The organism is Vibrio coralliilyticus (genome assembly GCF_024449095.1).
GTDB classification, from domain to species: domain Bacteria; phylum Pseudomonadota; class Gammaproteobacteria; order Enterobacterales; family Vibrionaceae; genus Vibrio; species Vibrio coralliilyticus_A.
This window is the reverse complement of the sequence record NZ_CP024627.1, coordinates 1,373,030-1,386,034: the sequence shown is the minus strand read 5'-3', so window position 1 is coordinate 1,386,034 and position 13,005 is coordinate 1,373,030. Positions and strand designations below refer to the sequence as shown.

Genomic DNA, 13,005 nt, shown 5'->3' with positions numbered 1-13,005 from the left:
GCTGGTGCTATAGGGCTAACCCATGAAACACCAAAGTCAAATGCACCGCAATCACCACCCAAGCTGAATGACAACCACGTCACTATTTTTGCGGTGGTTCAGTGCAGCAAAAAAGCTAACCAAATTGAGAGAACGAGCTTCCAGTGAGTAGGCTTGGACAAAAGCACTAAAAACAGAAAACACTCAATCACTAACGTCAAAACTTGCTAGTTGAATGAAACTTTCACCTGAAAAAGTTCGAGCCACATGACCGCTGGAACTAGCGACAACAAAAGGATACGAAGTGGCTGAGCGCCAAATTAAAAAAACGTACAAATCTACAGCAACCTAACGCCGCGTTAAGGGGCAGGCAACGCTACCACATACTTAAACCATTGCGACATCAACACAAAAACAAAAATGTGAGATAAAGCTGCCAAGCGTTGGCTGTCCCATTGAACGCTTTGTTATGCAAATTTAGCTCACGTCTTTAATGTGATGTATTTTACCATTTTGAAACTCAAAGTATGTCTTACCTTTCAGAGCTAATTCCTGACCTCCCTTGAGACCATTGGGAAGATCGATTGCCAAAGTGCCCGTATAATCGATACTGACTGTTGCTGTACTATCACTTAGCTGTATATCCGTTACAACTTGCTGGCGAGCACTAAACATTTTTGCCGACTGGGAAGCTAAGTTTTCAAAATCTACCTTACCTACTGTACGCGCTGTTATCTCACCATTTGATTCGTTTTCGAAAACGATATTATCACTAAGAAGTTCTAACATCCCAATCACATCAAACGCGTTGTAACGACTTATATAGGACTCGACCAATTCAACTTTTTCACTTTCTGACATGCTAATTATCCTTACTTGCAATTTGCATAACGCCGCGTTAAGGGGTGAACAACGCCACCACCTAACCTAAGCCATTGTGCCGTAAACACTTCAGCTGAATCAAACCTAAAATTCCCAGCGTTGAGAATCCCTCTTAAACGCCTTGTTATGTTTGATAAATAACGGGGACTTTTAATGTTGATAATCTATCGATAAAACGTTGAGAAACACCATAAATATAGAAATAATCATCCTTAACATTTGCACCTGCTATTAGCTTATTGCCCGAATAAAACTGCCACTCACTAATTCCCCATTCAAGATCTGACTTAAAGCACATCAACCCTCTTCCCATTGAACGGCTGATAATATGTATGGAGTCTCGGTTAAATTTATAGTGCTTAGACGTTTCTCGAAAGCAATTTGTGTTGTAACTAAAAAAGCAAACTTCTTTAGTGAATACCCCCAGGTAAAATTCGGAAATACTTTCCTTGAACCGCTTTTGTTGGCGATCGCAACCTCTATCAATAGACGAGTTGAATTGAACGGAAAAGTTATCAACGCTTAAACGCAACAATTCCTCAAATATTAGCAAACTCGCTTTGTATGTAAGCTCACAATCTTCGATACCAACGTTCATATCCAACCTTAAAACATAACGCCGCGTTAAGGGGTGAGCAACGCAGACCACCCAACCTAACCCATTGTGCCGTAATCACTAAAGCTGAATCAAACCCAAAATGCCGAGCGTTGGGAATCCCTCTTGAACGCTTTGTTATGTGAATTTTTTCACGCGCCCAAAAGAGGCAAATTTTTACGCTGTTGATAGGTTAAAGCTAACTCTAAACAGGACTTGATTGCTGTTTCTGGTAACGCTTTCGATAAGGACAGAACTATTGCTCTGTTTCCCTGAAACACCAGTTCTTCACCATACAATTCTCGAAATGTATCGACTAACTTAGTTTGGCAATTAAAGAACAGGTAATAATTGTTTAATGCCGTTCGGATAAGCATTAACGCTTATACCTAAATGGGTATTTGGGTGGGACAAAAAGGACTGAACGTGGATACGTTCGGTCCTTCCTTTTATCCGGTAAAATGAAGTGACTTATGTTCTCCCTCATTTGCTTGAGTTTGCTCGGTAGAGTTCCGTCAGGGCTAAGCGCTAGCCAACGTAGCTGGGTATCTATCAAATTTATTGCCGCTGTAAAGCTCACTCTAGTTGGCCTTACCTCAGCGTCTTTAGCAATATGAACCATCTCTAAGCGCACCAAATTGTACGCCAGCAATATTCCCCAGAGCTCTTGTCTAACACCAGCAGCAAAACGACTTCTCAAGGTGACTTCATTTTGTAACTGAGTTTGTTTTATCTCACCGTAACCTTCTTCTATTTCCCAGCGTTGCCAATAGACAGTCAATAAGTCTTCTAATGAGTATTTCTCAGGATCAACCAGTGAAGTTATAAAGCCTTCAATTTCACCTTTTGGGTCTTTGTAGAGGATGAGGCGTGCTTGCCAATGAGTCGGCAAATTAGGGTTATTGCGCTGAGCTTGCTGTGAAACAGGCATAGAGATAAGCATGTCGTTTTCAGCAAAACGCTCCAAAACTTCATATCTTACTTTGCGTTTCACAGGGGTTAGCCAGTGGCTATTGGAGGCAGCAGCATTCCACGATATCAATAGGTCGGCAGAAAAGTAGCAACGATCAAACAATGTGAGTGAGTTTGCTGGCACGTCTCCTAATAATCGGCGTGCCAGTGTTGTCTCACCGACCTGACAAGCATCGAATGCAGCCCCTACCATAAAACGTGTCTCGGTAGCCATCAGACCGACCAAGCGCAGTTGAGGATAAGGTTTATGTTTTTGAGAAATGAATCCAAACGCTTGCGCATTGTCTTCTGAATCTTGGCAACGAAAAGTGGTACCATCCACGGCCATAATGTTTAGCCCTAGCGCCTTATCCTTTACTAGCGCGTCGCTCTCCCATGCCGCCATAGAGGTTTTAAACAAAGCAGCGAGAGGAGCTTCGTCCAAACGTTGCCTAGAGTCAGTAAGTACGCTAGGTGCAACACGAGACCAAGAATCCTGAGGCTTAGGTTGGAGAGCTAGGTCAAGAGAACTGCATACTTCTTTGATTGATTTATTCCGTTGCAATCCCATCCAAATGACGAGCCAGACGGCTTGTTGCGCTGGTAAGCGTCGCCTTCTAATGCTTGCTTTAGACGTATCAAGCAAAGCTTGTTCTATCCATTCAAGCTGAATGGCATTAACTACAGACTCATAGTTTTTACCATCCTCGATAGTCTCATGTGCCAAAAGCAGCTCTTGAGCAAACATAAAAAATCCCCACTAACTTTGTTAGTGGGGATTATCATACGATCTCAGGATCGTTCAAGTCTCTAAAACGATCGGCATTAGGTAATAATTGTTAGGAGATTTCAGCTTCCAGTCTATTCTTAGCGGGCTGCCTGTTTTTACACTATAGCTAGGTTCACCCCACTTTAGAGTTTCATCGACTTCACCTAACTCCAAATCAGATGCGATTTGAAAGACTAGATTTCGTAGCTCCTCTAGCCTAATACAAGCATTTTCCGGATATTCATCGAAGCGTTCTTTGACTACCTTGTTCACTGGAATCTCCTATTCACATAACGCCCTTGTTAAGCGGCTACCAACGATTCCACAAAACTCAAACAAACTACCGTAAACACCAACCTCGACCAAACACAAAACCGCCAAGCGTTGGTTGTCCGTCTTGAGCAGATTGTTAGGTATGCTTATTACGAAGTCTTTGCTCGCTGGTGCTATAAGACTAAGCTATGAAACACCAAAGCTAACTGCACCGCAACAACCACCAAAGATGAATAACAACCACATCACTATTTTTGCGGTGGTTCGCTGAAGCAAAAAACTAACCGGATGTATATAGCGAACTTTCAATGAACAAACTTGACCAAAAGCACTTAAAACGGAAAACCCTCAACCACTAACGTCAAAACTTGCCAGTTGACTGAAACTTTCGCATGAAAATATTCGAGCCACATGCCCACTTAAATTCATGACAAACAAGGGAGTTGAAGTGGCTGAACGCCCAACTAAAAAACGACCAAATCTAAAGCAACCTAACGCCGCATTAAGGTGTGAGCGGCGCTTGGCTATACTTGAGCGAAGCGAAAACGCCAAGCGTTGCGAATCACTCTTAAATGCTTTGTTATGCGTGCGGCTTAAACTTCTTCGTCATTCCTTGGCTGGACGGAGAAACAAGTTTGTACCCTAACTTCTCGTAAAACACTGGTTCATCTGCGATCATTGAAACATAAGAGCCTTCGAGAGCAACTGACGACAAATAGTTATCTATATACTTCATGACCTTCCGGCCTAAACCTTGGCCTTGATAGTTCGGATCAACTGCAACATCCACCACTTCAAAGTTACATGCACCGTCTCCAACTACCCGCCCCATCGCAATTAGCACATCATCATCTCGAACCGAGATAGCGTACAAGCTATTTGGCAAAGCAATAGTGGCAGCTTTTAACGACTTTGGAGACAAACCTGCCTTCACTCTCATTTCGCAAAATTCTGATGGGCTAGGGACTTTTGCTTCGTATGTTATTGTCATGATGTACATCTCCTTTTATTACATTCGGAGCATACACAAGACAACTGTATAAATAAACATGCAAAGTAAGTTTTTGATTAGTACGCATAACGCCCTTGCTAAGCGGCTACCAACAATAGCACAAAACTCCAACAAACCACCGTAAGCACTAAACTCAACCAGACACAAAATCGCCAAGCGTTGGTTGTCCGTCTTGAGCGGATTGTTAGGTATGCTTATTTCGAGTGCCTTTGCTCGCTGGTACTATAGGACTCCCCCATGAATCACCAAAGCCAACTGCACCGCAATAACCACCAAAACTGAATGGCAATCACATCACTTTTTGCGGTGGTTTACTGAAGCAAAAAACTAACCAAATTGAGATGGCGAACTTTCAACGAACAAGATTGGCCAAGAGCACTTAAAACCAGAAAACACTCAACCACTAACGTCAAAGCTTGCCAGTTAAAGAAACTTTCACCTGAAAATCTTCGAGCCACGTAGCTGCTGAAATTCGCGAAAAATAAGATTATTGAAGTGGCTGATCTCAAGACTAAAAAACCGTACAAGCTTAAAGCAACCTAACGCCGCATTAAGGTGTGAGCAGCGCTTGGCTATACTTGAGCGAAGCGAAACTGCCAAGCGTTGCGAATCACTCTTAAATGCTTTGTTATGAGTTGGGTGTGTCAGTCAGCACTTTCTCTTCTCGACGGCCTTTAAAGTAATACAATACAAAACCAGACGCAGCAGGAAATAAAACTGCAAATAAGACTAATAGAACTTTATTACGAGTACGTTTTGCTGATAGTGCCACAACAAACGAATACACAATCATATGCAATATAAACATCAATACTAATGTTTTTAAAACTATCTCGAACCAACCCTCTACGGGAAGATAGCTCAAAATGGCAGCTACTAAAAAAGAACCGTAACAACTAATGCCTGCGTACTTCTTTATCAATTTTATTACCTCGTAAACTCATAACGCCTTGTTAAGGGGTGAGCAACGCAATACCGAAGCTGCCGCAGACCACCTTAAACACTAAACTCAACGCATAGTAAAAATGCCACGCGTTGCGAATCCCTCTTGAACAATTTGTTATGCATCACTTGCACTGTTTTGCTGAATTACAGTTTCAAGAGCATTATCTAGAATGAGAACCGCGGTATGAAAATATATTCTTGGCTCATTGAAAGATGCTCCAGCAAGCTCTGCACTTTTGACTTTTTCTAGTTCGTTGAGAACATCTGGATTCTCGAAACTACAGCCAAATATGTTGTGGGCGAAAGCATTTCTAATTTCTCTCAACGCGTGCAACTCCGATTGCACCTGTTTAGAAATTAGCTCTAGCTCAAAACAAAGATCAATCCTTTTGGCAAACTGATTAACTACTTTTTTTGAAACACCACTTTTGAAACTATTATCAAGTATTCTCTCAAGTTTTGCGTCAAATGCAGCGCACGAAATAAGCACCGCACTCCGGTCATCGCTTTTTAAAACATCAAACCAAGTAGATGCATTTTTAATGTTACTCAAGCCTTTGAATTTGTTTTTATCATCTTTAATTTTCACAGCTACTCCATGATGCATAACGCCCTGTTAAGGGGTGAGCAACGTAATACCGATGCCACCGCAAATCACCTTAATCACTAAAACCAACGCATAGTGAAAATGCTACGCGTTGCGAATCCCTCTTAAACAGTTTGTTATGTTGTCTGAATAGTTATCGCTATTCAGCTAACACCTCTTTAATTAACGGATAATCATATCCTGTTTGGCAACCTTCAGCATATATCTTTACTGTTTTCCCCGAAGCATAAGCAGAAAGCAATAGAGAATAAGTTTCTTTAAACAAATTGTCATCTGCCTTCAAAAATAAGTAGGCATTATTTTTACAATCATTCTCGACCTGGCTTTCATGAACAAAATAAATCCCATTTCGACTTGGCTTTGGATACACTTTCGTAATAAGCCCCGCAGTATTCCAAGCCCCAGAAAAAGCGCTAGAAGATACTAAAGCAGTAAGCGTGAACAATAATAGTTTCTTCATTTAAAACTCTCAGTAATTTACATAATTTCCAATAAAACATAACGCCGCATTAAGGTGTGAGCGACGCTTGGCTATACTTGAGCGAAGCGAAACTGCCAAGCGTTGCGAATCACTCTTAAATGCTTTGTTATATATTCATTCTTCTAGTTTACCGACCACCCATTGTGAACCCAAAGCAGAACGCCTTGCACAGGTACCTGGTTCCAGTGCCGTCAAATCATTAATGGTTGCATCCTCAGCCACTAGGTGCCCCACACCAATATGATGGGGGCGACCGCTTTCGACGCAACCGTCAATACCACACAGAAACTGCCAGTCTCCATCAAAATCTCTTACAGAAAAGAGCACTGGCCTAGTTTTCTCAAATACATGCGTGCACACAAACACGCCATAATCGTTTCTAAATTTCATAAAAGCCCTAGAATATATAACGCCGCGTTAAGGGGCGACAACGCATTCCACCCAACTTAAGTCATTGTGCCGTAAACACATAAACCAAACTTTGAACCAAAACCGCCAAGCGTTGAGAGTCCCTCTTGAACGCTTTGTTATGGTGATTTATTTTAGACTTGCTTGAATGATGAGTAACTCAATTTCATTAGCGGATGTATTAACCAGACCGTGAGTACCAAAACGTTTATTAACTATCATATCTCCTGAAGTCACTTTTCTTTCCTCACCTTCAATGGTCATAGTGCCTTCACCTTTCAAAATGATATACATTTCTTCATCGTCTTCGTGAGTATGCTCACCCATAGAACTTCCTGGTGGCATCACTACACGGATAGCAAAATCCCAAGCACCATCGAAATCTTTACGCCTAAATGCACGATAGATACCAATCGAACCTTCTCCATCATGGCTATTTTCGTCGACTTCTTTGTCACAAGTGTAAAAATTACGTATCATTTTTCCGAATTCCTTTCTGATTATTTTCCGCAGGTCCGTAAAGCGCCATAACGCCCTTGCTAAGCGGCAACCAACGATACCACAAAACTCAGACAAACCACCGTAAACACGATACCCAACTAGACACAAAACCGCCAAGCGTTGGTTGTCCGTCTTGAGCGGATTGTTAGGTATGCTCATTTCGAGTTCCTTTGCTCGTTGATGCTATAGGGCTAAGCCATGAAACACCAAAGCCAACTGCACCGTAATCACCACCAAAACTGAATAGCAATCATCACTTTTTTGCGGTGGTTCACTGAAGCAAAAAACTAACCGGATAGAGATAACGAACTTTCAACGAACAAACTTGGCCAAAAGCACTTAAAACAGAAAAGCCTCAGCCACTAACGTCAAAGCTTGCCAACTAAATGAAACTTTCACCTGAAAATCTTCGAGCCACGTAGCTGCTGAAATTAGCGAAAAATAAGATTATTGAAGTGGCTGATATCAAGACTAAAAAACCGTACAAGCTTAAAGCAACCTAACGCCCTTGCTAAGCGGCAACCAACGATACCACAAAACTCAGATAAACCACCGTAAACACGATACCCAACTAGACACAAAACCGCCAAGCGTTGGTTGTCCGTCTTGAGCTGATGGTTAGGTATGCTCATTACGAGCATCTCTGTTCGCTTAAGCTATAGGACTAAATCATAAAACACCAAAGCTAGCTGCACCGCAATAACCACCTAAGCTGAATAACAACCACGTCACTATTTTTGCGGTGGTTCGCTGAAGCCCAAAAACTAACCAAGTTGAGAAAACGAACTTCCAATGAATAAACTTGGGCAGGAGCACTTAAAAACAGAAAGCACTCAGCCACTGACGCCAGAGCTTGCCAGTTGAATGAAACTTTCACCTAAAAATGTTCGAGCCACATGACCGCTGAAACTAGCGACAATAAAAGGATTCGAAGTGGCTGAACGCCAAACTAAAAAACCGTACAAGCTTAAGGCAACCTAACGCCGCATTAAGGTGTGAGCAACGCTACAACAAAGCTAAACCATACCGCCGTAAACACAAAGCCCAACGATGGAATGAAAAATGCCAAGCGTTGAGAATCACTCTTAAATGCTTTGTTACATTAGCCAAATATGAGTAATTAAGGGACGGTTCCCAGTACATGATAAAGCCAATTTCACGGGTTTTCCGGCACTATATGCAGTTAACGCCATAGAATATATACCTCTACCTTTGTGCGTGTTTAAAAACACAGTGTTATACGTGCTGTCACTTCCTGCACGACACTCCGAAGGGATGAAATCACTAGGCACTCCACCCTCTATGATTATCAATGCTCTTCCGTTTTCATCACCTTCCACAATAATGCTAGATATCTTTTTTGCTGTAGGCATCCAACTCCCCGGATTTGCAGATGCAGATACCGATGTAAACACCAATACAAACAAAATTAGAGGTAAAACCTTCATAACCTTAGTTCCTTGAAATATTTTAAAAAATAAAACTTACGATATTTCGATCTAAAAATGTAACGCCCTTGCTAAGCGGCGACCAACAATAACACAAAACTACAGCAAACCACCGTAAACACTAAACATAACCAGACACAAAATCGCCAAGCGTTGGTTGTCCGTCTTGAGCTGATGGTTAGGTATGCTCACTACGAACACTTTAGCTAACTTGAGCTATAGGACTAACCCATGAAGCACCAAAGCTAACTGCACCGCAATAACCACCGAAGCTGAATAACAGCCACGTCACCATTTTTGCGGTGGTTCACTGAAGCAAAAAAACTAACCGGATGTATATAGCGAACTTTCAACGAACAAACTTGACCAAGAGCACTTAAAACGAAAAACACTCAGCCACTAACATCCAAGCTTGCCAGTTGAATGAAGCCTTCACCTGAAAAAGTTCGAGCCACGTGGCCGCTCAAATTTGTGACGAATAAGACAATTGAAGTGGCTGATTGCAATACCACAAACCACACAAGCTTAAAGCAACCTAACGCCCTTGCTAAGCGGCTACCAACGATACCACAAAACTCCAGCAAACCACCGTAAACACCAAACACAACCAGACACAAAACCGCCAGGCGTTGGTTGTCCGTCTTGAGCTGATGGTTAGGTATGCTCATTACAAACGCTTTGCTCACTGAAGCTATAGGACTAAACGATGAAACACTAAAGCTAACTGCACCGCAATCACCATCGAAGCTGAATAAACAACCACGTCACTATTTTGCGGTGGTTTACTGAAGTCAAAAAGCTAACCAAATTGAGAGAATGAACTTTCAACGAACAAACTTGACCAAAGCACTTAAAACCAGAAAACACTCAGCCACTAACATCAAAGCTTGCCAGTTGAATGAAACCTTCACCTGAAAAAGTTCTAGCCACATAGCCGCTGATACTAGCGACAAAGAAAGATTCAAAGTGGCTGAGTACAACAATAAAAACCGTACAAAATTAAAGCAACCTAACGCCCTTGCTAAGCGGCTACCAACAATAACACAAAACTCAAACAAACCACCGTAAACACTGAGCACAACCAGATACAAAACCACCAAGCGTTGGTTGTCCGTCTTGAGCGGATGGTTAGGTATGCTCACTACAAACACCTTTGCTAGCTTGAGCTATACGACTAAGCCATGAAACTACAAAGCTCAATGCACCGCAATAACCACCAAAGCCGAACAACAACCACGTCACTGTTTTTGCGGTGGTTCACTGAAGCAAAAAAAATAACCGGATGGAGATAGCGAACTTACAACGAACAAACTTAACCAAGCGCACTTCAAACCAGAAAACACTCAACCACTGACGCCAAAGATTACTAATTAAATGAATCTTTCACCAGAAAAAGTTAGGGCCACATGGCCGTTTAAATTCGAGACAAATACGATTATTGAAGTGGCTGACTGCCAAACTAAAAAACCGTACAAACCCAAAGCAACCTAACGCCCAATTAAGGTGTGAAGCACGCGATCACTACACTTAACTAGGACGCCGTAAACATTTAACTAAATTGAAACCAAAAGTGCTGAGCGTGCTGAATCACTCTTAAATTGTTTGTTATGTTTCGTAGCCTAAGATTTCGATACCCTTCTCACCAATCACTACCGGAAACTCACCGACCTTGTAGAGCTCCATCAGAAACTTATCTAAATTCAGCTCACGGTATGAAATAGGAGCATTTTTATAAGTATGATATGAATAAGTTCTTGGGATGAATATTCGTTCAATATGCTTGTACTCGACAGGCCCACCACAGCCTTTAACTGGGTCACCAATTGCCGAATCCCATACCTGTTGGTTACTAGGGGCATTACCAAAGAAAACTTTTTCGGTATCCGTAAAATGATACTCAATACCAGAAAAATCTGCTCCATACTCTGCCATTGTAAGGAAGAGCTTCTTCCACTTATGATTGGACATTAAACGCACTGAGTATATCTGTCTCAGAGCTTTATCATTGTGAGCTTTCATTTAAACCTTCTAGAAACATAACGCCGCGTTAATGGGCAAGCAACGCTGCCACAAACTTAAACCATTGTGCCATAAACACAAAAACTAAACTGTGAGCCAAAACTGCCAAGCGTTGGTTGTCCAATTAAACGCTTGGTTATGGAAGCCTAAGACAACCAACACACTCACCGCAAGCCATGGGCTTATTGTGACCACTAAACACAACAAACCAGTATGCAGCAACCCAATGAAACTTATAGAAGAAACCTAACAACAACGACACAGCCAACTAAAACAAAGAAGGGCCGCCCCGCTGAAGCCAATTACCAGCTAATTGCCGTAACACTAAACCCACTTGGGAACAGGATGCAAACGGCGGATTAGCCTGTGTGGAAGACAGAAAGCGGCTTTTCAACAGAGATTAAAATCTGGAATCTTGTGGACATGCAGAAACTACCAAGAAACTCGCAGCGAACGCTGAACCAACAAACCAAAAAAGAACTCTATCTTGCTGCAACATAACGCCCTTACTAAGCGGCTACCAACAATACCACAAAACTCAAACAAACCACCGTAAACACGATACCCAACTAGACACAAAACCGCCAAGCGTTGGTTGTCCGTCTTGAGCGGATGGTTAGGTATGCTTATTTCGACTCCCTTTGCTCGTTGGTGCTATAGGACTCCCCCATAAAACACCAAAGCCAACTGTACCGCAATCGCCACCGAAGCTGAATAGTAACCACATCACTATTTTTTGCGGTGGTTCACTGAAGCAAAAAAGCTAACCAAATTGTGATAACGAGCTTCCAATGAATAAACTTGGGCAGGAGCACTTAAAAATAGAAAACACTCAATCACTAACGTCAAAGCTGACCAGTTGAATGAAACCTTCACCTGAATAAGTTCGAGCCACATGGCCACTAAGATTCGCGATAAACAAGTTTATTGAAGTGGCTGATTGCCAAACTAAAAAACCGCACAAGCCCAAAGCAACCTAACACCCTTGCTAAGCGGCTACCAACGATACCACAAAGCTCAAACAAACCACCGTAAACACTGAGCACAACCAGATACAAAACCGCTAAGCGTTGGTTGTCCGTCTTGAGCGGATGGTTAGGTATGCTCATTACAAACGCTTTTGCTCGCTTAAGCTATAGGACTAACCCATGAAACACCAAGGCCAACTGCACCGCAACAACCAACAAAGCTGGATAATAACCACGTCACTGTTTTTGCGGTGGCTCGCTGAAGCCAAAAAGCTAACCAAATTGAGAGAGCGTACTTTCAATGAGTAAACTTGGACAAGAGCACTTAAAAACAGAAAACACTCAATCACTAACGTCAAAACTTGGCAGTTGAATGAAACCTTCACCTGAAAAAGTTCGAGCCACATGGCCGCTGAGATTCACTACAAATACGATTATTGAAGTGGCTGACTGCCAAACTAAAAAACCGTACAAATCCAAAGCAACCTAACGCCCAATTAAGGGGTGAACAACGCTACCACCCAAACCTAAAGCATTTTGCCATAAACACTAAATTTGAAGTAGAAGCAAAAATGCCGAACGTTGTGAATCCCTCTTAAATTGCTTGTTATAAGCGTGTTTCGTTTTACCACTTTCTATCTAAATCTTCTGCGTATAAAGAAATAGCTCGCTGATACTCTTTAATTGCATCACTGTTCGTGGTTGATACTAAAAGTTCGAGTAGTAATGATGTTGCTTCTTTATGGCGTCCCAAGTTGTAGAGACACATGGCATAGAAAGGCTGAATTTCAATGGAACTAGGGTACTCTCTTAGAGTTTGCTCAAAGTAGCTTAAAGCCTCCGAATACATGCCAAGGCTTCGATAAGTACTCGCTAGCCCAAACAAAGCATCAAACCTATCTACCGACGATAAAAGACCTGAAAGAGATGACAGATAATGAGTAATCGCTTCTTACTCTTTACCTTCGTTGTCGTATGACCAAGCAATTTGCAAATGAGCTTTAGCAGAACAAGTTTCATCGTTTAGCAGCGTTTTTAGCAAAGCTCTCGACTCTTGATACTTACCCTGTTTCCGCAATTCAATTGCTTGTTTGATGATACTTTCCATAATTTTCCTCGAAGCTTATAACGCCCAATTAAGGTGTGAAGCACGCGACCACGACACTT

The 13,005-nt window shown here is 42.0% G+C and carries 14 protein-coding genes and 3 pseudogenes; all 17 read right to left on the bottom strand.

Annotation, left to right across the window (positions count from 1 at the left end; all coding sequences use genetic code 11):
- Positions 1–456: 456 nt before the first annotated feature.
- Positions 457–840, bottom strand: a complete 384-nt coding sequence (locus CTT30_RS06555; protein WP_252036414.1) for a nuclear transport factor 2 family protein — start codon at positions 838–840, stop codon at positions 457–459.
- A 145-nt stretch (positions 841–985) separates the two neighbouring features.
- Positions 986–1,459, bottom strand: a complete 474-nt coding sequence (locus CTT30_RS06550; protein WP_038162652.1) for a hypothetical protein — start codon at positions 1,457–1,459, stop codon at positions 986–988.
- A 149-nt stretch (positions 1,460–1,608) separates the two neighbouring features.
- Positions 1,609–1,812 (bottom strand): annotated as a pseudogene (locus CTT30_RS06545) (DUF1801 domain-containing protein); the annotation flags it as partial.
- 20 nt (positions 1,813–1,832) lie between these two features.
- Positions 1,833–3,155 carry an IS4 family transposase gene (locus CTT30_RS06540; RefSeq protein ID WP_252036413.1) on the bottom strand — a complete coding sequence of 441 codons (1,323 nt, stop codon included), beginning with the start codon at positions 3,153–3,155 and terminating at the stop codon, positions 1,833–1,835.
- Positions 3,156–3,233: 78 nt separating this feature from the next.
- Positions 3,234–3,449 (bottom strand): annotated as a pseudogene (locus CTT30_RS06535) (DUF1801 domain-containing protein); the annotation flags it as partial.
- Between the two features lie 580 nt (positions 3,450–4,029).
- Positions 4,030–4,440 carry a GNAT family N-acetyltransferase gene (locus CTT30_RS06525; RefSeq protein ID WP_252036412.1) on the bottom strand — a complete coding sequence of 137 codons (411 nt, stop codon included), beginning with the start codon at positions 4,438–4,440 and terminating at the stop codon, positions 4,030–4,032.
- A gap of 649 nt (positions 4,441–5,089) precedes the next feature.
- A complete protein-coding gene (locus tag CTT30_RS06520) occupies positions 5,090–5,269 on the bottom strand; it encodes a 6-phosphofructokinase (protein WP_252036411.1) in 180 nt (59 codons plus the stop codon).
- A 252-nt stretch (positions 5,270–5,521) separates the two neighbouring features.
- Positions 5,522–5,995 carry a DUF4145 domain-containing protein gene (locus tag CTT30_RS06510; RefSeq protein WP_252036410.1) on the bottom strand — a complete coding sequence of 158 codons (474 nt, stop codon included), beginning with the start codon at positions 5,993–5,995 and terminating at the stop codon, positions 5,522–5,524.
- A 157-nt stretch (positions 5,996–6,152) separates the two neighbouring features.
- Positions 6,153–6,473 (bottom strand): hypothetical protein, encoded by a 321-nt coding sequence (locus tag CTT30_RS06500; protein ID WP_239866734.1) that lies wholly within the window; start codon positions 6,471–6,473, stop codon positions 6,153–6,155.
- A 135-nt stretch (positions 6,474–6,608) separates the two neighbouring features.
- Complete coding sequence (locus tag CTT30_RS06495; protein WP_039952315.1) at positions 6,609–6,884, bottom strand: hypothetical protein; 276 nt, start codon at positions 6,882–6,884, stop codon at positions 6,609–6,611.
- Positions 6,885–7,031: 147 nt separating this feature from the next.
- Complete coding sequence (locus tag CTT30_RS06490) at positions 7,032–7,382, bottom strand: cupin domain-containing protein (RefSeq protein WP_252036615.1); 351 nt, start codon at positions 7,380–7,382, stop codon at positions 7,032–7,034.
- 452 nt (positions 7,383–7,834) lie between these two features.
- A complete protein-coding gene (locus CTT30_RS06485) occupies positions 7,835–8,035 on the bottom strand; it encodes a hypothetical protein (protein WP_252036409.1) in 201 nt (66 codons plus the stop codon).
- 1,208 nt (positions 8,036–9,243) lie between these two features.
- Complete coding sequence (locus CTT30_RS23385) at positions 9,244–9,519, bottom strand: hypothetical protein (protein WP_305130653.1); 276 nt, start codon at positions 9,517–9,519, stop codon at positions 9,244–9,246.
- 156 nt (positions 9,520–9,675) lie between these two features.
- Positions 9,676–9,993 (bottom strand): hypothetical protein, encoded by a 318-nt coding sequence (locus tag CTT30_RS06475; protein WP_252036408.1) that lies wholly within the window; start codon positions 9,991–9,993, stop codon positions 9,676–9,678.
- A 463-nt stretch (positions 9,994–10,456) separates the two neighbouring features.
- A complete protein-coding gene (locus CTT30_RS06470; protein ID WP_252036407.1) occupies positions 10,457–10,870 on the bottom strand; it encodes a hypothetical protein in 414 nt (137 codons plus the stop codon).
- Positions 10,871–11,772: 902 nt separating this feature from the next.
- Entirely contained in the window at positions 11,773–11,979 is a 207-nt protein-coding gene (locus CTT30_RS06465; protein ID WP_252036406.1) for a hypothetical protein, read from the bottom strand.
- A gap of 484 nt (positions 11,980–12,463) precedes the next feature.
- Positions 12,464–12,946, bottom strand: a pseudogene (locus tag CTT30_RS06460) (tetratricopeptide repeat protein).
- Positions 12,947–13,005 lie beyond the last annotated feature (59 nt).